Source organism: Candidatus Chryseobacterium colombiense (genome assembly GCA_029203185.1).
Lineage (GTDB): Bacteria > Bacteroidota > Bacteroidia > Flavobacteriales > Weeksellaceae > Chryseobacterium > Chryseobacterium colombiense.
In genome coordinates this window covers 376113-394290 of sequence record CP119310.1, presented here as the reverse complement: position 1 = coordinate 394290, position 18178 = coordinate 376113, and the positions used below count along the sequence as shown (strand labels likewise).

The 18178-nt window shown below is 33.1% G+C and carries 15 protein-coding genes and 1 tRNA gene; 8 read left to right on the top strand and 8 right to left on the bottom strand.

Going from position 1 to position 18178, the window contains the following annotated elements:
• Positions 1–256 precede the first annotated feature (256 nt).
• Positions 257–766, top strand: a complete 510-nt coding sequence (locus P0Y62_01745; GenBank protein ID WEK70278.1) for a hypothetical protein — start codon at positions 257–259, stop codon at positions 764–766.
• A gap of 452 nt (positions 767–1218) precedes the next feature.
• Here the strand turns inward: P0Y62_01745 and P0Y62_01740 are convergent, their stop codons facing one another.
• On the bottom strand, positions 1219–2385 hold the full coding sequence (locus tag P0Y62_01740; GenBank protein WEK70277.1) for a hypothetical protein: 1167 nt from the start codon (positions 2383–2385) through the stop codon (positions 1219–1221).
• Positions 2386–2590: 205 nt separating this feature from the next.
• The gene (locus P0Y62_01735; protein ID WEK70276.1) at positions 2591–3589 is read right to left on the bottom strand and encodes a toprim domain-containing protein; all 999 of its coding nucleotides are present in this window, start codon (positions 3587–3589) and stop codon (positions 2591–2593) included.
• A gap of 427 nt (positions 3590–4016) precedes the next feature.
• On the opposite strand from P0Y62_01735, the gene P0Y62_01730 reads away from it, so the two are divergent.
• From P0Y62_01730 to P0Y62_01720, 3 genes are all read left to right on the top strand, one after another.
• The gene (locus P0Y62_01730; GenBank protein ID WEK70275.1) at positions 4017–4484 is read left to right on the top strand and encodes a DUF3408 domain-containing protein; all 468 of its coding nucleotides are present in this window, start codon (positions 4017–4019) and stop codon (positions 4482–4484) included.
• A gap of 253 nt (positions 4485–4737) precedes the next feature.
• On the top strand, positions 4738–5172 hold the full coding sequence (locus P0Y62_01725; protein WEK70274.1) for a hypothetical protein: 435 nt from the start codon (positions 4738–4740) through the stop codon (positions 5170–5172).
• Positions 5173–5180: 8 nt separating this feature from the next.
• Positions 5181–5867, top strand: a complete 687-nt coding sequence (locus P0Y62_01720; protein WEK70273.1) for a zeta toxin family protein — start codon at positions 5181–5183, stop codon at positions 5865–5867.
• A gap of 108 nt (positions 5868–5975) precedes the next feature.
• Here P0Y62_01720 and P0Y62_01715 read toward each other — a convergent pair whose 3' ends face one another.
• Positions 5976–10658 (bottom strand): ATP-binding protein, encoded by a 4683-nt coding sequence (locus P0Y62_01715; protein WEK70272.1) that lies wholly within the window; start codon positions 10656–10658, stop codon positions 5976–5978.
• Positions 10659–10983: 325 nt separating this feature from the next.
• On the opposite strand from P0Y62_01715, the gene P0Y62_01710 reads away from it, so the two are divergent.
• Positions 10984–11253: a helix-turn-helix domain-containing protein gene (locus P0Y62_01710; protein WEK70271.1), complete on the top strand. Its 270-nt coding sequence runs from the start codon at positions 10984–10986 to the stop codon at positions 11251–11253.
• A 343-nt stretch (positions 11254–11596) separates the two neighbouring features.
• On the opposite strand, the gene P0Y62_01705 is transcribed toward P0Y62_01710, so the two are convergent.
• The 4 genes from P0Y62_01705 to holA all read right to left on the bottom strand — a co-directional run bounded on the left by P0Y62_01705 (position 11597) and on the right by holA (position 15736).
• Positions 11597–12970: a site-specific integrase gene (locus P0Y62_01705; GenBank protein WEK70270.1), complete on the bottom strand. Its 1374-nt coding sequence runs from the start codon at positions 12968–12970 to the stop codon at positions 11597–11599.
• A 294-nt stretch (positions 12971–13264) separates the two neighbouring features.
• Positions 13265–13349, bottom strand: a tRNA-Ser gene (locus P0Y62_01700).
• A 219-nt stretch (positions 13350–13568) separates the two neighbouring features.
• The gene (trxB, locus tag P0Y62_01695) at positions 13569–14510 is read right to left on the bottom strand and encodes a thioredoxin-disulfide reductase (GenBank protein ID WEK70269.1); all 942 of its coding nucleotides are present in this window, start codon (positions 14508–14510) and stop codon (positions 13569–13571) included.
• 188 nt (positions 14511–14698) lie between these two features.
• Positions 14699–15736 (bottom strand): DNA polymerase III subunit delta, encoded by a 1038-nt coding sequence (gene holA / locus P0Y62_01690; GenBank protein ID WEK70268.1) that lies wholly within the window; start codon positions 15734–15736, stop codon positions 14699–14701.
• Between the two features lie 7 nt (positions 15737–15743).
• On the opposite strand from holA, the gene P0Y62_01685 reads away from it, so the two are divergent.
• The 3 genes from P0Y62_01685 (at position 15744) to P0Y62_01675 (ending at position 17632) form a co-directional block, all read left to right on the top strand.
• Positions 15744–16175 (top strand): type I restriction enzyme HsdR N-terminal domain-containing protein, encoded by a 432-nt coding sequence (locus P0Y62_01685; GenBank protein WEK70267.1) that lies wholly within the window; start codon positions 15744–15746, stop codon positions 16173–16175.
• A 24-nt stretch (positions 16176–16199) separates the two neighbouring features.
• On the top strand, positions 16200–16814 hold the full coding sequence (locus P0Y62_01680; GenBank protein ID WEK70266.1) for an HAD family phosphatase: 615 nt from the start codon (positions 16200–16202) through the stop codon (positions 16812–16814).
• Between the two features lie 74 nt (positions 16815–16888).
• Positions 16889–17632, top strand: a complete 744-nt coding sequence (locus P0Y62_01675; GenBank protein ID WEK70265.1) for a dienelactone hydrolase family protein — start codon at positions 16889–16891, stop codon at positions 17630–17632.
• Positions 17633–17707: 75 nt separating this feature from the next.
• Here the strand turns inward: P0Y62_01675 and P0Y62_01670 are convergent, their stop codons facing one another.
• Positions 17708–18085, bottom strand: a complete 378-nt coding sequence (locus P0Y62_01670; GenBank protein WEK70264.1) for a PEGA domain-containing protein — start codon at positions 18083–18085, stop codon at positions 17708–17710.
• Between the last annotated feature and the right edge of the window lie 93 nt (positions 18086–18178).

The window sequence follows — 18178 nt, the reverse complement described above, 5'->3', positions numbered from 1 at the left end:
TGCTATTGTAATTGATGAAGATAATAAATTAATACAATGAGATAAAAACTTAATCCTATATTTTTTAGTCATATATAATAGCTTTTGAATAATTTGAATAATAATGAAAAGGAAAGAGTATTTTTACCTTCCTTTTTTATTCCTCAGTATTAAAGTGTAATTCCTTGCAGGTTGTTCCCCAACAGAGCTATTTCGCTTTGTTTTATGTAAGTGGAAAATGTAACTTGCCAAGATGGCTCGGAAGTAATAAAAGAATATGAAAAAACAATTTTTGACGTTAATGTTTTTATCATTTTGTTTTTGGGGCTGTAACCCATTATATAACCAGTATAAAAAATTAAATCAAGGTATAGATAAAAAAAGTAGATATTTTGCTAAAAAGAAAAAAATTATAAAATATATACTATCAGAAGAAAATAATAATAATTTATTATTATTAATATCTTGGGATAAAAGTTTGATTTCTAATGAAAATATTACGTTTAGAGCGCTTATATATAATTATTTAACTGATGAAAAAAAGATGATTTATAATAAAAAAGAGAATGTTCAAGATATTGTCGTTTCGAAAAATATAACAGATAAAGAATTTTTGTATATTTTGAATCAATATAATAATGGTAAAGAAGACTATTTGTTATCTCTTCATGATTCTTTTAGTAGTTCGGAAGCAAACTTTCCAATTTATTTATATGATTTCGCAAAGAACAAAAAGATTAAAATAGCTTCTATTGCCATAAATAAGGAAGGAAAAATAGTACAATAAAAATTCATTTAACTCTTGGAATTGCTATCATTTTTAAGGCAAAAAGATTATGCTTTAATCCTTCCAAGTTTATATAATATTGATAAAAAAAGAGTGTTGAATTTTCAATACTCTTTTTTTTCATGACAAAAATAAATGGATAAGCAAGTAGCGGGAGATTAGGTCGTATACTTCCATATTTAGTTAAATATTCAAAGAGTTGAAAAAGAACAAGATCTATTATTGTGTGCATTCATCTGACCACCTTCTTAAAATTTCACATCATTTATTATTTGGATAACCGTCAAATCTCTGTAATATAAAGGTTTATCCATATCTAAATTATGCTTTTATATTCAAACATAGAAATATCTATAAAAAATATTTATCATCAAATCTAATCAAAGTGTAACGAGTACTTATTAAAAACTGATGAGATCACATGATAACCATTATTGTTCTTTTTACTATTACTAATACCTGATATTTCTGCTTTTCTTTTTTTTCTTAGGTAGCGGAATATATTCCGGATCAATATCATTTCCGTCTCCTAGTCTTAAAAGTGAAAACAACCCTGTTGTTAATTCTGTTATGGTAAATATTTGTTCGAAAGCGGAAAAAGGAATGTGATTCTTTTGTGAAAACTCTTTGCATATATTATTCATCTCCCCGACAAGATTTTTATTATCCGATCTATCAATCAAAGGGTTTTTAAGCCGATGAAAACGTATTGATTTTTCCAATGCATCTACAACTGAATCTAAATATTTTTTCTTTTCGAAAGCAAAAACATCTGCATTTGTCAAAAGTGCTGTGTTTTTGTCTTTAAGCTGAGTATTTTCTATTTTTAAATCTATAATTTCTTTGTACAGTTCTGTAATCCGCTTGGTTTTAATATCGAGTTCATTGCTGTTCTTGATTAATTCAGCGTTATAAAGTTTAAAAGTATTACCAAAATTAGCGATCGTCTCTTTGGTCTTAATCTGCTGCGCTCCAAAAAAATTGGTATCATTAACAATAAGATCGTTGAACTTTCCAGAGCCGAGAGTCATTTTCATATTGTCAATTTTCTGTTCTAAAACCTTTAATTCCTCTTCTTTTTTCTGTATTTTAAATTCTACCGCTTCCAGTCTCCCCACTGATCCTGAAACTCCTCTTTCCATGCCCAAACATTCTGCTGCCAGATCCTGCATTTTAGAGTAATGAAAGGATTGATGTTTTAAAGTTTTACCCGTTTTCTTATCCTGCCAGTCTGCAACAAGATGCGCATGGAAATTAGGTTTCCATTCTTCGGATTCTTTATCAACATGACCTTCATCTTTATGAATGGCAATCTGAAATATTCGTATTCCAAGTTCTTGTTCTAATTTTTTAGAAAGATCATGTAATTCTCTCATGGTAGTATCTTCTCTAATTACCACTACGGCTTCACGGACGGGCATGGCATTTTTCTGTAGTTTTCTACCCGACTTCTCTTTGCAATAGACTTCAATTTTTTGAATTCTGTCCGCTATTTTATCCTCCTGCCAATATTCATTTAGAGGTGTCAGGTCTTTACGGATATAGTCAAAGGTTTTTCTTCGGAAGTTATGGACTTCCGAGTCAGCCTTAACCGCTTTAAAATTAATAGAGGTTTTCATAAAACAGCTGTTTAATCAATTTGCATTATCTTTGAGCAACCAACTTTATATTTATGATGGATTTAAAATCAATCGTTTTCAGTAACCCTAAAGGGTTGCTTTTTAGCCCCTGCGGGCGAAGTAGAAACTTTGTTGGGAGAGTATCGACCTTCAAAGTTGCGAATGAGCTCCTAACTTTTGCGGACAGTTTGTAAAAAGCACAGTGCTACATTCTCCTGCGCATTCCTTTTTTTATCCTGTTTGTTTCTTCCTTGCTGGAATTCTCTTTTTCTGCATGCTCGTTTTTCGATGTTGGTATTATCTGCGTATTAATTGACTCATTAGCATGATGCTTCTTTTTTGCTACGAGATACTCGTTCAAGTCTTTGTGATCTGAATAGAGGTGGGAAAAGTCCTTGGCATAAGGGTAAACTTTTAGAATCTGCTCAGTGCATTCTCTGCCTGTGGGATCATTGTCCAAAAACAGGCTGATCTCTGAATAGGAATCAAGCGCTGTTAAAGCCTTTTTAAGCATTGCCGTAGAATTCAGTATCAGTAAATCCCCCTGAAAAGATCTTTGCATTTCGATAAAAGACAGGGCATCTGTAAAGCCTTCAAAAACTGCTATTTTTTGATTAACAGTATTCTTTTGAGTTTCGTTATTGCTCACTGATTCGGTTTCTTTGGGAAATGGTAGGACAGTAATATCTTTATTAAGTAAAGCCCCTTTGTAGAAAGCATTTCTAAGCTCCCAACCCTCAGAATTATTCTTAAACCCCACTGCATAAAGTTGTTTGTTCTCGATGGTAAACCATAGTTCTTTGATAAAAGGATACACTTTTTCACTTAAACCCCTCTCATGGAGATAAGATAAAAGATTAGGATGAGCAATATTCATAATCCTGTCTATACGATAATTTAGATGGGATTTTAACCTTTTTGTTTGCTGCTGAAAAGAAGAAAAATTTTGATTGGAAGCCCATTCTAAAGCTCTTTTTACCGATATGTTAAAATATTTCTGAATAAAATCGGTCGTTGTGCCACCTACTCCCTCTGAAAAGTGATACCAGAGGTTCTTCGGCTTATCCACTTTAAAAGAGGCATGGGATTCAGCCCTAAAAGGACTGAGATACCATGCTTCTTTTTCATTTTGTTTGACTGGAAGGTGTCCGAGAAAAGCGAGGACTTCTTCCAGCTCTATGGAATTTAATTGCTTACAGTTCATTTGCTCTATCTATTTTCCAGAAGATAGTAAAGCGAGTAATGTACATAGGTAATATGGCATAGAGAGGCTGTATTTGTCCTTTAGTTTCTTAATAATTCAATCTTATGGTTACTTATTAGGACAGCAAAAGAAAAACAGTGCCTATCAATACAGCAATAAAATAATACCGGCATTCATTTATTTAATTTGTTATATCGCTAGCATTATAATTTTATATACGGCTGACAAATTGGAATCATAAAACTATATGATGCTGAAATTATAATCTGCTTACGTCATGACTATACAGTTTGCTATGCTTAAATAATGATAACTGACTGTTGCATAACATAGCCAACGACATAACCAAAAGCTTTATAACAGTATAATAGTTATCAAAGCTAATGGGATACACATAAAAGACAATGAATATTTAATATTATAACATATGAACAATGAATATTTTTATAATCAAAACAATGAAAATGAGGCTCATAAAAAAAAAGGAACTTCAGATGAAACTCATAACGAGTCAAAAGAATTAGCAGGTAATATTCAGTCCTTAACAGACGATGAATATCTCAAAAAAGCTATGACAGCAGATATCTCTAAAGAGGCGAAATCAATAAGAAGTCAATCAGAGATCAATAGAAATAAGAGGTTAAAGTCTCCTGAATTAATGAAGAAGGAATATTTTGAAACCTTCTTTAAAATTCCAAAACACAATGCAAGTAAAGGAAGATCAGTATACATCCGTCCAGAATTTCATCAAAAATTTTTAAAGCTTATAGCCGGACTTGAAATAGAAAGACTGACCATATATGCTTACGTGGATAATATCATTGAGCATCATTTTACGGAGTTTGAAGAAGTAATCTATAAAATATACCAAGATAGAAATAAGCCAATATTCTAACGGATATGAATCAGGAAAATAAAGGAAAAACAGTGCCTCTCAATACAATTCTATATATCAATACGCAAAAAAATATGATTTTTGGCTTGTTTCAAAAATCCTGAAATAACCATAAAGAGATCCTAATAAGTCAAGAACTCAATTTTTTGAAAAAAGATTGTAATCATTACAAAGTATCTGCATATCGCAGTAATCGGATTCTTTTTGAAAAATATAATGTTTAAATTTGTTTAATAAATCAATATATAGTTCTATGAAAATCAGTAATGTAAAAAATGACAAAGGTGTTCAGACCGGACTTTTTATTCCAATTGAAGAGCTGTCTGAATTAAAAGATAATTTAAAAGAAAATTCCCAAATGAGGTTATTATTAGAAGACCTTATGAAAAAATGGCAAGAGGATAATATGTTTCTTAATACCACGATGCCTGAAGGACGGACAATAAGAGAAACACATGAGAAAAGTATTATCACTACTGAAAATCTTTATAAAGAGGCTTTTGCAAAAGGAGTGTCCCTGCACTACAAGGATGACAGATGTACCACGGAAAAGGAATTTATCTGTGCCAATCCTGATGGCTCAGAAGATTTAGTGGCTTTTAATGCTGATAGCAGAAAGTATTCTTTTATCAAGCAGCTTTTGCCAGCCGGAAAAGGACGTTGGGCTTATACCAATAACAAAAATTAGCTTTAATCATGAGTAGGCCGCAGTTCTTTCTTTTGGCAGGTCCTAACGGAGCAGGAAAATCGACATATAGCAGCGATTTTATTCCTGAAAATGTATTTTTTTTCAATGGTGATGAGCTTTATGCGGAACTTCAACGCAGATATCCAAATTATGACCCTGAGAAACTTAAAGGGGGTGTACCATCACGGCTTGAAAAAGAAATTGATGCCGCTTTATCTCTAAAAAAGGATTTTGCATTTGAAAGTAATTTTTCGACAGATATGGCAGCCCTAATCACTAAGACCTTCAAAGATGCAGGGTATCAGACTAATCTTATCTATTTTGGCCTTGACAATATTAGCTTAGCGACTTCAAGGGTTACAGACCGTGTTGCATTAGGTAAACATGATGTAAGCCCTCACGATATAAAATTTAATTACGATGAAGGGATTGTAAGGGTCAATGAACATTTTAACCTCTTTGATATAATTAGATTTGTAGATACTACAAGTTTAGGTGTGCCCATAGCAGTTGCTTTTTATCTGAACGATAGTGCAAACTGCCAAATAATGAATAACAGCATACAATGGTTTAATACTTATTTTAGTGATAATCTTAAAAAATGTGCTAAAAATAGAGCAGAAAAACTTTCACAAATCAAAAAGCAACAAATTCAAATTAATCCGCCTAAAAAAGGAAGGGGTTTACGAAGATAAATAACTTTCGATCCAATGGATCCTTATTTTTATAAAGTGAATTATCTTGGAACAGCTATTAAAGAAAAATACAGAGTTTTCCAACTCTGTATTTTTTTCACTTAACTTTTATAATATACTTTCCCTTAGTAAATACCCATGCACCGATCCACGTTCAATAACAAAATCAAGAATTATGATCACTTTGTTCTTTAACCTTGCTCCTTTCTTGATTTTTTGCCTATTCTGGAAAATAAACGTTCTAAGGAATTTTTCTAAATATTGTAATGTTTTCACTTCTAAATTTCTCAATTGCAAAACAGTGTTATTAGAAATAATCCGATAGAGCCAATCTATTCCCTCTGTTCCAAATTGACTGGCAATAGAATTTAAGACTTTAGAAATACAATATAAAATTGATGGGTTACTACCTAAATCACGTATTATGTCATCGTAAAATCTAAGATTTTCCTTTCTCAAACTATGCCATTGTTTTGCATCTTCTCTCCACCAATCCCAAGCCAACAAATAGCTTTTTAAAATCTCATGGACATATGAATTATCTTTTATGATGCCAATAGCAATAACTCTCGGATAAAACTGATTCCAGACGTACCAAAATTGCTCCTGCCTATCATTTTTATCCGCTGCCCCCACCACCTCATCAAGGAAAGCCGCCATCTCTTTAGAAATTGTAAACTGTTCAACAAAAGGCTTTAAAAGTAAGTCGATTTCTGATAGACCTTGCTCTAATATGAGATTAGCCAGTTTTCTGAAAATATATAATCGGACAAGATAAATATTAGAATGGCTAGAACTTCTACCCTGTTTGGATTCTTTTTTATCTTCTAATAGCTGAGGAATGATGGTGGGTAATGATCTTTTTATGATTTCCAAGTGCCTCTGATCATTAGTTGTTGTTGGAATCAGCTGATATACTATTTCCAGATCAAAAATATCTAATAAATCAATATCCCTTATATCATACAAAATGTTTGATAAAGAAAAATCTCCCAAAGCCTCACGTAGTTTTTGAAAAATTTGTTTTTTCTGTATCCTTCTTACAAATATATTATCTTGTTTTTGATTATCACAAATCTCCTTAAAAATAGGCTTCAACTTAATAAATCCCAATAGGATATTATTTACCGTACCAAAATCTTTATCCCATAAACCTGATTCATATATAGTATTGATTACGTAATCACATATACGAGCATTTCCTAATGATGTGTCATCAAAAAGAGAAAATATCATTAATGAAATAAAGTTTTCTTTTTCATCAGGATATTCTTCCATTAATGAAGGTATCGCATGCAAGGCTGCTTCAACACCATCACTAATATGATAATGATATTCATCTTCAAACAAGCGCGAAATTGATAACAGAATTAGCTCCTTGCAGTATAATTTATCATCTTCAGAAAGTTTATCCCTATGATTAATCATTAGGTTGGCACAGACAAAGTAAGGAGTATAACTATCCAAGGGCAATAGGTGTACATTGCTACTTAAATCGTTGAGTAATTGTTTGGCTTCTTTTAAAGCTCTTACTGGATTTTCATCATATTGCGGATAGTTCTGATTTTGTCCGGAATTCCTTTTCCTGAAAATAAAATCCGACCACATTTTTAGTGGTATATATTTATAAATATCTTCATATTGCTTAACAGCCTGTTCGCTATGTTCTTTTAAATCAGGGGGTAATTGTGGATTCAACTCAATATGATATTCCGTCTCGTTAATCTTTTTCATTTCCGGTTTCATGATGCGTCGATCCGCACGGGATAACAATATTTCAGCGGTTATTTTACTATCGCCCGATAGGAATGCCACTGCTTTTTTATGACTATCAATTATTTCATATAGTTTGGCTATATACCTCTCATTTTGATCTTTTGTAAAACCTTTAACTCCGAAAAACTGATAATTCACCAACAATGATTCCAAATAAGTCCCTCTATGTTTATCCTCACAGGTCTTTAATCTTTCATCCGTATAATAAGTATCCATTAATCCATTGCCAATAGAATATAGGCTTTTAGTCTGAAATTCGTTGACACACCTATGCATATCAATACCAAAAAACTCAAGTGTTTTAAATAATACTATGGCAACATTATATAATTTATCCGGATAAGCCAAAACAATACTAGATACAACAGCAGTTAATGATGTAGATTCTGTTTTGGCTATAATTTGTAATAGTATTACTTCTATAATGGAAGCATCTAAATCCTGAGCCAATTCTAAAAGCTTTTTTTCAAGAGCCATATGCATAGACTGCAGTAGATAAGGAACTACAGGACTACTAATGCCACGATAAGCCCCCCAAAAAGCCCAGCATAAATACTGCTTAATTTCTTTGTCGTCAATATGTACAATGACTTCCTCGATATCATCTCCGTAATTAGAATGTCGATAGGATTTTGTAGACTTATTTGTAAAGTCAATGATAAATTCGAGCGTTTCTTTAAAAGCGCCACCAAGCAATAAATAAGTAGGTGTTTGGTAGGCACTGGCCGGATGGTAATTAAAACGGTGTTTGTCCGTAAGATCATATTTACTTTCTACACTATAGTTATCATAATCATCATCTATTTTTTTCCGCCAAAATAAGTTGCATAGTCCTATAACGGATTCTGGCAATGCTCTTATTAATCGGAATGCTAAATATGGTTTTTCTAATATTTTAGAACAGATTCCTTCATAGGGATCATTATATGCAGTCCATTGATTTAAAATTACTTTTTCAAATATCTCTTTCAGTTCTACGACTAACTCCTCCGCAGCATTAAATATAATTTTTACCAGTTCCTCCTCCGCTTCGCCATGAATATAAAAATTCTTTTCATGTTCCGTTTTTTGGATTATACTGAGAGCCAACAGTCCTGAAATTTTAGTTGTTTCACCCTGTGGATTATTCAAACACCATGGCTTTAATAAAGGAACCACAAGCTTAAGGTTTTGCTCAAAAAAATCTTTTTTATGACGGTATATAAATGAGATTAAAACCTCCCAACCTTTCCCTTTTGGTATTATTATATCAAATCCTTTGTTTGTAGAGATATCAGAACATGCAGTTCTAATTATAAATATAATCTTTCTCAACAGTTCAAAGTCATTAGCAACAATTTCTTTTTCAAAGAATGTAAAGAATGTTTGAGAGTAATCAGATAAAAGAACAGAGACAAGCAATTCGTCTTTCCAGTATTGATTTACATTAGGGTTTTTAAAAATTTCCAGAACGAAGTTTTCTATAGTATTTTCATAATAAAACAGCTGTTCTGAAAGCCATAATCTAAAGGCTCTCCTTACAGGCAAAGAACTTCCTATATCTTCAAAAAAAACATCAACATCTTCGTAGTTAGCGTATCTTCGGGAGATTATTCTATTTAATGCCCATTCTTCATAGATATCATGGGTAATAAAATATCCATCATGAATTTCGCTATACCCTAAAATTTCATCTTGCTTCAGCAACGAAAGTGCAACTGGAGATAAATTGTTCGTATTGATATAGAATAATCCGGTTTTACATCTTTCTTTAGTAAGTTCAATAAAACACTTATCTCTTTCCAAATGCACATTGTCTTTTTGTACATTGTTATTTTGAATTTTCTTTTTCCATAATATATCAATAAAATTTTCAAAGTTTCCTTTCTTATCTATATTGGTATAATGTCGAAGATATTCATTGAGGTAAAAAAGATTATGTAAACGATGTGAAAAATTGAAATTATCTGGTAAAGAAAAATGGTATTCCTGTGATAACTTTTCTAATTCATCAGTAGTAAGTAACGGCACATTGAAAACCTGGAAAGGTAGTTGGTAGCTTTCTTTAATGTGAAAGGATAAATCGTTTAAGTAAGAAAATCTTGTGGTAAAAACTAAAAACCATCCATTGCTACTTAATGTATTGATCAAATGGGTCAAAAGATCAGATCGAGTAAGCTCAGCCATTTTTTCCGCAGAATCAATAATAAATATTTTTTTTTCTTCTAATTCATACGCCTGTAAAAAATCTATGAACGAGAAATGATGATCAAGATTAAACAGATCATTAACGTTCATTACATTGAGTTCAGAAGCTTTAAAAATACATATTGGAATCTTTTGCTTGTTGTTTTCATAAAATTCTTTTAATATAGCTGTTTTGCCCGAACCTCCTTCACCTGAAATTATAATGGATTTATCATGATCCAATGCTTCTATAATTTGACTCTGAAAATAATTTCGGTCAACCTTGATGTGCTGGTTTTCAAAAGTAATTTCACTGGATATTGATCTTAACAAATTATCATTATGGCTTTCAATATCAAGAATGACATTCTCTTGATTGTGATGTAAATTAAAAAACAAATCATAGATATATTTATTTTCAGGAAGAGCCAACTGTAGTTCTAAATTGCTTGGCACTCTCCATTCAATTTCCAGTTCAAGATCCTTAGCAACTTTTTCAATTTCTAATTGATATTGTGGCTTCTTTTGATTAGGCTTACTACTTTCGGATAACTCTTGATTAACATAGAGGTAAACACTATTTAATTCAGGATTCTTCCTTTTTGCTTTTTTTAGAGAATCAATGATATTATCTTTATTCTGTGATAGAGACGTTGTATAATACTTTGCCTGAAACCCATAGTTTCTTGCATCCTTTGTGAAATATTCTGTTTCGATCCCAGCTTGATTTTTGTAACGAAATAGGCCTATTTTATTGTTAAATTCTGTACAAAAAAGTAGATATGAAAGTTGTTCAAACGCCCAGGTTTCGCGGCGTTCATATTTCAAATTAAAAATATTCCAATTCATTTTTTTACTAATTGAATTTGTTTATGTATAGAGTTTATTAAGTTTATAAGTTAGTATTTTATTTATTTAATTTCAAATATAATTAGTAACATTACTAAAAAAGAGATTGTTGATTATTCTTCCTTTAATAATTGATAGAATAACTCTAAATAGAACAAATTATATAAAAGAAGTCTCCCGGGTAATTTCAGAATTAATAAAATTTAGTTAAACCCTGAATTAAATTCAATTCGGCAAATAAAGGAAAAACAATACCTTTAAATTCCAATTTAACTGAAATTATTTCATAAAGTAGAAATTTTGTACAAATTCAAAATTTCTAAATATGGATACAATAACAAAAAATGATCTCAACATATTGAGAGATCAAATCATTTCTGACATTGGTAGTCTTCTTGATAGTAGAATAGACAACAGTAAAGAATCCGAAGAATTTGGCTGGATGCGAAGTAAAGCCATTCGCAATAAGCTAAATATTTCCGCCTCTACTCTACAGAATCTTAGGATCACGGGAAAAATTCGATTCAAGAAGCTATTAGGTTCTTATTATTACAATAAAGAGGATCTTCAACACTTATTTGACGATGAAGACTAATAACCCGCAACAATGGTTTGATTTCCTTGATGAAATTGACAATGATCCACAACTGAATGTATGGCATATTGCGTTGCTCATTGCTATAGCAAGACTTGCTTGCAAACAAAAAGAAAAATGGATCATAAGAGTGAGCAGGAGTAAGCTCATGACCTACTCACACATAGGTACAATAACAAGCTATCATAAGTACTTTAATCAGCTTCAAAAGCTAGGCTATATAAAGTACACGCCATCTTATCATCCGGATTATCGCAGTACTGTAGAGATCCTTCGCAAGCAAAAAAAAAAATGATTCATAAATAAGGCTCAATATTTAATATATTGAGCTTTATTTTTTGCGTTAAATAATTGCTTTTGCCCTATTGAGCATATTTTCAAAAGCATCATATCTATCAGCTAAAGAAATATCCGGGTGATTGTTCCGGGAAGCCTTTAGGTCTTGGAATTCTTTTTCGAGCCGTTCAAGCAATTTCACCAGATCATGGTTAAAATTACCTGTACTTCTCAGCTTGGTTTCAAGCTGCTTCATTTCACGGGCTATGGACGCCTGTTCGGTCATGGCATACTCTTCCGTCTGCTTAATTGAGTAATGTCCCAGCATTTCCTTGACTACATGGATGGATACTCCATTGTTTAGTGTGATCGTACTGGCAAATGTTCGTCTCGCTTTATGCGTATTGAGCGTTTCCTGAATGTCACATAATACAGCAATTTCTTTTAGATACTCATTCATTTTTTGATTTGAACGCCCGGGAAGTACAGTTCCTCTTTTTAGACATTGGGGATCATTCTTATATCGAGCCATAATCTCCAATGCCTTTGGAAGAAGAGGAATATCGGTATCTGATTTTGATTTTTGCCTGCTTGACATAATCCACATGCTTCCATCGTCTGCTTCTTTAATATTTTCCCATTTTAACTGAAAGGCATCAATGTAAGACAATCCCGTGTAGCACTGAAATATGAAAATATCCCGAACGACACTTAGTCTTTCTGATCTGAACTCTTTTTCTTCGACCCGTTTCAGCTCCGCTTTTGTCAGTGGCTTCTTTTTAACCTTGGTTTTCTTGCTGACAAACAGTTTGAAAGGATCTTTGGGAATGATCTCTTTTGCCACAGCCCTCAAAACAATCTTTTTAAAATTGCTGATATATTTTAGTGAGGTATTATTTGAACAATGTCTTTCGGTTTTAAGGTACAGATCATAATCCTTGACAAATTCATAATTAAGGGCACTGAACTCCAAGTCAGCCATATTATACTTATGCTGGATAAATTCCTGCACATGGGAGCGTGCTGTAATATAACGCTCATGTGTACCTTTGGAATATTCCCCAGTAATGACCAGTTTGGCCATCTCATCGTTATGCTCCTGGAATTCTTCAAGGACTTTATTGCGTGTCCTGTATCTTCCGTTGACAAAATTAATGAGATCAATAGAGGTAATGGGAATATCATTATTCATTAACTCTGTTCTGTGACGATTGATCTTAGTGGTTAAGGATTCAAGAAAAAGATTAATTGTTCGGGCATCTTCTTTTGTCCCAATTGCTTTACCTTCTTTCTGATCCCATCGGTTGGGATACCATTTTCTTTTGGTGGAGGTTTCTTTAGGAATACCATCTACGGTAATTCGCAAGTAAATGTGGCGAATCTTTTCATTTTTTGAGCTCTTTAAAAAGTAGGTGAGCCCGTAGCTTTGTTCTACTAACATAATTCAACATTTTTAAGGTGATAAATGTCAAACTAAAAGCTCTTCAAATCAAGATGTTTAGATTTACAACATGTTCATTTTAAATTATTTACATGTGTTTTTATAGCGTTTTGCATTCCGTTTTTGTGGCAATTTTTATCTGATTTAAAAATTGCCACACGATTGCCACAAACTTTTGGATTATTTTTGAAAATTGCAGCAACTACTATAAACAAAAAAATCCTGCAAATCATTGATTTTGCAGGATTTATCTATTTTTTGATGCTTTTTGAAAACTTCCGTTTTCGCATCTTGCGGAGAGTGAGGGATTCGAACCCCCGGACCTGTTACAGTCAACAGTTTTCAAGACTGCCGCAATCGACCACTCTGCCAACTCTCCATAAATTTCGATTCTATCGTCGTTTTCAGTGGTGCAAATATAGAATGTTTTTCAATTCTGACAAAATTTTTTCGATACATTTTTTAACAAAACTTAATAATAGACTAAAAATCAAATTGATTATTTTATTAAAGTCTCTTTGGGATGAGAAGAAATCATCAGAAAATAAAAAGCGTACCTTTAAAAGATACGCTTTTATTTATTTTTAATACTATAAAATTAATGCAATTCCGCTAAGTACTTTTCTGCATCCATAGCCGCCATACAACCGCTTCCAGCTGCTGTGATCGCCTGTCTGTAGATATGATCCTGAACATCTCCCGCAGCAAAAACACCAGGAAGGTTTGTTCTTGAAGAACCTTTTTCAGTATCGATATATCCGTTTTCATCTAAATTGATTTGTCCTACGAAAATGTCTGTATTCGGTTTATGACCAATCGCAATAAAAATTCCGTGAACATCAATTGTAGACTTTTCCTGAGTCTGGTTATTAATTACCACTGCTCTTTCTACCAGATTATTTTCACCTTCAATACCAATTAGCTCATGGTGGAATTTTACTTCAATATTAGGTGTATTATGAACTCTGTGAATCATTGCTTTTGAAGCTCTGAACTCATCCTTTCTCACCAACATCGTTACTTTGTTTACCAGTTTAGCAAGATAAGTAGCCTCTTCTGCTGCTGTATCTCCTGCTCCAACCACTACAACATCTTTTCCTCTGTAGAAAAATCCATCACAAGTTGCACATGCGGAAACTCCTCCTCCATTGTATTTTTTCTCATCATCCAGCCCTAGATATTTTGCAGTAGCTCCTGTAGAGATAATTACCGTTCTCGCGAAGATTTCTTTATTTCCTGCATATAATTTGTGAATACCTCCTACTTCCTTAGAAAATTCAACTTTGGTGATCATTTCATAATGAACTTTAGTATCGAATCTTTCGGCTTGTTTTTGCAAATCCATCATCATTTCAGGACCAGTAATTCCCGCTGGGTAACCCGGAAAATTATCTACTTCCGTAGTTGTAGTCAATTGTCCACCCGGTTCCAGACCTGTATACAATTCAGGTTTAAGGTCTGCTCTTGCTGCATAAATTGCCGCTGTGAAACCAGAAGGTCCAGATCCAACGATCACACAATCTAAAATGTTTTGCTCCATAATTTGCTTTTCAAAAGATTATAAAATTAACGTGCGCTAATTTCGTAATTTTTACTATTAATTTAAAGTTATTTTAATGATAGTTGTCAATATCTAATATGTCGATTTTCAATGGTTCGCGTTGTGAGTTTCGGAGTCGGGATTATGATAATAATGGACTTTTATATGAACTCGAATCTCTACTCAAACTACACTTTCATCTTAATCTTGTCAACATTGATAATTTTATAGACAAGTTCTTTAATAAGTTCCGCCTCACTCATATTAACCGCTCCCAGTCCTTTTCCTTTCATATCGAATTCTCTTAAAATAGAGATCACTCTTGTGGCATGCTTTAAAGGATATAATCTTGCCGATTCTGCATAGTCTTTAATGAAATAGGGATTTACCCCCATTTGAGAAGCAATTGCCTGCGGTGACTGCCCCACCATCGTATTATAAATAATGACATTGGAAAAATAATTATATAAACTCGCCAACATCATCACAAAGGGATTATTTTTCGGATTTTTACCCATAAAATGAACAATTTTAAATGCAGCATTGGCATTTTTTGTTCCTAAAGCTTTTTGCAGCTCAAAAACGTTGTATTCCTTGCTGATTCCGATATGATTTTCGATAATTGTTCCGTCCAATGCTTCTCCTTCTTTAAGAATAATTTTAAGCTTATTCAGCTCATTGGCGATTCTGGAAAGATCATTTCCAAGATATTCTGCTAAAAGATGCGAAATATTGGGTGCGGTTTTAATTCCTAAAGCAATACATTCATCCGCAATCCATTTCGGGAGGTTATTTTCTCTGATGGATTCGCTTAAAAACAATGCATTGGCTTTATCCAACGCTTTGGTTACTTTCTTCCTGCTGTCTAATTTTTTGTGTTTATGGGCAAAAACCAGTACAGTAGACGGAACGGGATTCGTTACATAAGCTTCTAAAATTCTGTTTTCCTCTTCATTTAATTTTAAATCCTGCGCTTCTTTTACAATGATCACCTGCTTGTCTCCCATCATCGGAAACTGTCTCGCCAACGAAAGGATTTCCTGATAAGACGTATCTTTTCCGTACACTACTGTTTGATTGAACGCTTTTTCATCTTCATTCAAAAAGTCATGTTCTAAAGCTTTTATAGCAAGATCTATAAAGTAAGGTTCTTCTCCGTGGAAAAAATAAATAGGTAAAACTTCTTTATTTTTAATATTTTTGAGGATTAAATCTAATTCTTTCATCTTATAAATGGAACTTCCAAAACTGAATTTTCAGGAAACTTTTGATTTTAAATTCAAGAAAGACAAAGATAAGTTTTTTATTTATGATTTAGTCCGAAAGACCTATCTTTTGCTCACTCCTGAAGAATGGGTTCGCCAGCATTGGATCCATTATTATCTTACTGTAAAATCGTATTCGACCTCAGCTTTAATCACTGAAAAAAAAATTGTTCTGAATGGTTTAACGAAGAGAATCGATCTTTTAATCACTGAGAAAACAGAACCCATAATTTTAATTGAATGCAAAGCTCCGCAAATAAAATTAACAGAGAAAACGTTTGAACAAACCGCAAGATACAATTCCATTATCGGAGCTAAAGAGATCATTTTAACCAATGGTCTGCAGCATATCAATGCGTATTATGAGAACGAACAATATCAGTTTTACAGACCCGAATAAGCTTTTCTAAACTCAACATTTACCATGGAAATAAAAAACATCATATTCGACTTTGGAGGAGTTTTAATGGACTGGAATCCCAGATATTTTTTCAAAGATTACTTCAATGATGATGAAAAAATGGAATATTTCCTTAAAAATATTTCCCAGTCTTCATGGAATGAAGAGCAAGATAGAGGAAGAACGCTTTCGGAAGGAACAGAAATTCAGGTAAAAAAATTCCCGGACTGGGAAAAGGAAATCAGATCGTATTATGATAACTGGACGGTAATGCTGAAAAGTGATATTCCGGGCAATGTAGAGGTGCTGAGAAAGCTTAAAAAAACTCATTATCAGCTTTTCGGACTCACCAACTGGTCAGAAGAAACCTTTCCTTATGCATTGGAAAATTATGATTTCTTTCAGTTATTTGATGGAAAGATTGTGGTTTCAGGAATAGAGAAATTAATCAAACCTGATCCTAAAATCTGGTACGTTTTGTTAGAAAGATACAATCTTAAGGCTCGGGAATCTGTTTTTATCGATGATAATGCTAAAAATATTGAAACAGCCAAGTCATTAGGTTTTGAAACCGTTCATGTTACTCCTGAAACCAATTTAGAGCAGGAATTGATCAGTTTAGGCGTAAAATTTGAGTAAGCAGTAAGTTATTTTTATTAATTTAGATAAGTCATTCTTCGTAATGACAAAACAACACTAAAAATTACAAAAATATGATACGATCCATCTTATCTGCAGCATTTCTAAGTGTTTCAGCAGCAATTTTCAGTCAAAATCTTAAACCTGTCGCTTATCTGGACGGTTCTCAAAAGCTGAACGGTCTGGTAACTTCTAATGCAGGAAAAAAACTTCCCGGAGTCCTGATCCTTCCTGCCTGGAAAGGAATTGACGATGAAGCAAAAACAGCCGCAGCAGAACTTGAAAAACAAGGATACATTGCTTTTATTGCGGACATTTATGGGGAAGGAAATATTCCTGCCGACAATGCTGCCGCTGGTAAAGCAGCAGGATATTACAAGCAAAACTACGAAACCTATCAGAAAAGAATAACATTAGCTTTGGAACAGTTGAAGAAAAACGGGGCCGTTCCGAGTAAAATAGCTGTTATCGGATATTGTTTCGGCGGAACGGGCGCTTTAGAATCTGCCAGAGGAAGCCTTCCCGTAGTAGGTGTTGTTTCCATTCATGGAAGCATAGGGAAAGATCAGTCCAGAAAAAATGGTCCGATTGTTACTAAAATTTTAGTTGAAAATCCGGCTGATGACAAAAGTGTTACTCCTGAAGATTACAATAATCTGATCAAGGAAATGAATGAAGGAAATGCAGATTGGCAAATCATTACCTATGCCCATTCAAAGCATACTTTTACAGATCCGAAATCACCGGATTATAATGAAATCATGGCTAAAAGAGCCTGGAATCATACGTTGATGTTCCTCAAGGAAATATTGAAATAGTATTAGAAAATATTATTCAGCAGCGTACTCTTTGTAAAGAAAGTTAAGAGTACACTGCTTGATTTATAAGGTAGATTAATTTGCTTCTAATTCAACCGTATAGGTTTTTGGCGAATACTTTGTCAGAGAACCTGTTGCCGCATCAATTCCCACCCCAATAGCACCTCCAAGAAGTATATTCAATAAGGTAACAGCATTAAAGGTTTTGGTTAGTTTAATTTCCTTCTTATTAAAACCTTCTTTTTCAAATGTAACCATTTGCTTCCCCAATGCTCTCGGAATTTTGGTTGTACAAGGTGTTGTACATTTTTCGACTCCTTTATGAAACACTTTCGCTCCTTCAGGATTTGAGGCAAAAGATATTGAATCCTGAGTTCCTGTTAAGATTGTTGCACATGAAGTCATGCTAAGACTGATGCTAAGTATTAGCACAATTGATAAACTTTTTTTCATAGATTGTAAAACATTAATGATGCTAAATATTTTAGCGCGGCGAACTTACAAAAAATACTTCTAAATAATGAGAAATAATTTTGTTCGTTTTGC

Excerpts from the sequence above, each read along its gene's own strand:
- P0Y62_01745 (WEK70278.1), top strand. The coding sequence starts at position 257 with ATGAAAAAACAATTTTTGACGTTAATGTTTTTATCATTTTGTTTTTGG.
- P0Y62_01740 (WEK70277.1), bottom strand. The coding sequence starts at position 2,385 with ATGAAAACCTCTATTAATTTTAAAGCGGTTAAGGCTGACTCGGAAGTC.
- P0Y62_01735 (WEK70276.1), bottom strand. The coding sequence starts at position 3,589 with ATGAACTGTAAGCAATTAAATTCCATAGAGCTGGAAGAAGTCCTCGCT.
- P0Y62_01730 (WEK70275.1), top strand. The coding sequence starts at position 4,017 with ATGAACAATGAATATTTTTATAATCAAAACAATGAAAATGAGGCTCAT.
- P0Y62_01725 (WEK70274.1), top strand. The coding sequence starts at position 4,738 with ATGAAAATCAGTAATGTAAAAAATGACAAAGGTGTTCAGACCGGACTT.
- P0Y62_01720 (WEK70273.1), top strand. The coding sequence starts at position 5,181 with ATGAGTAGGCCGCAGTTCTTTCTTTTGGCAGGTCCTAACGGAGCAGGA.
- P0Y62_01715 (WEK70272.1), bottom strand. The coding sequence starts at position 10,658 with ATGAATTGGAATATTTTTAATTTGAAATATGAACGCCGCGAAACCTGG.
- P0Y62_01710 (WEK70271.1), top strand. The coding sequence starts at position 10,984 with ATGGATACAATAACAAAAAATGATCTCAACATATTGAGAGATCAAATC.
- P0Y62_01705 (WEK70270.1), bottom strand. The coding sequence starts at position 12,970 with ATGTTAGTAGAACAAAGCTACGGGCTCACCTACTTTTTAAAGAGCTCA.
- trxB (WEK70269.1), bottom strand. The coding sequence starts at position 14,510 with ATGGAGCAAAACATTTTAGATTGTGTGATCGTTGGATCTGGACCTTCT.
- holA (WEK70268.1), bottom strand. The coding sequence starts at position 15,736 with ATGAAAGAATTAGATTTAATCCTCAAAAATATTAAAAATAAAGAAGTT.
- P0Y62_01685 (WEK70267.1), top strand. The coding sequence starts at position 15,744 with ATGGAACTTCCAAAACTGAATTTTCAGGAAACTTTTGATTTTAAATTC.
- P0Y62_01680 (WEK70266.1), top strand. The coding sequence starts at position 16,200 with ATGGAAATAAAAAACATCATATTCGACTTTGGAGGAGTTTTAATGGAC.
- P0Y62_01675 (WEK70265.1), top strand. The coding sequence starts at position 16,889 with ATGATACGATCCATCTTATCTGCAGCATTTCTAAGTGTTTCAGCAGCA.
- P0Y62_01670 (WEK70264.1), bottom strand. The coding sequence starts at position 18,085 with ATGAAAAAAAGTTTATCAATTGTGCTAATACTTAGCATCAGTCTTAGC.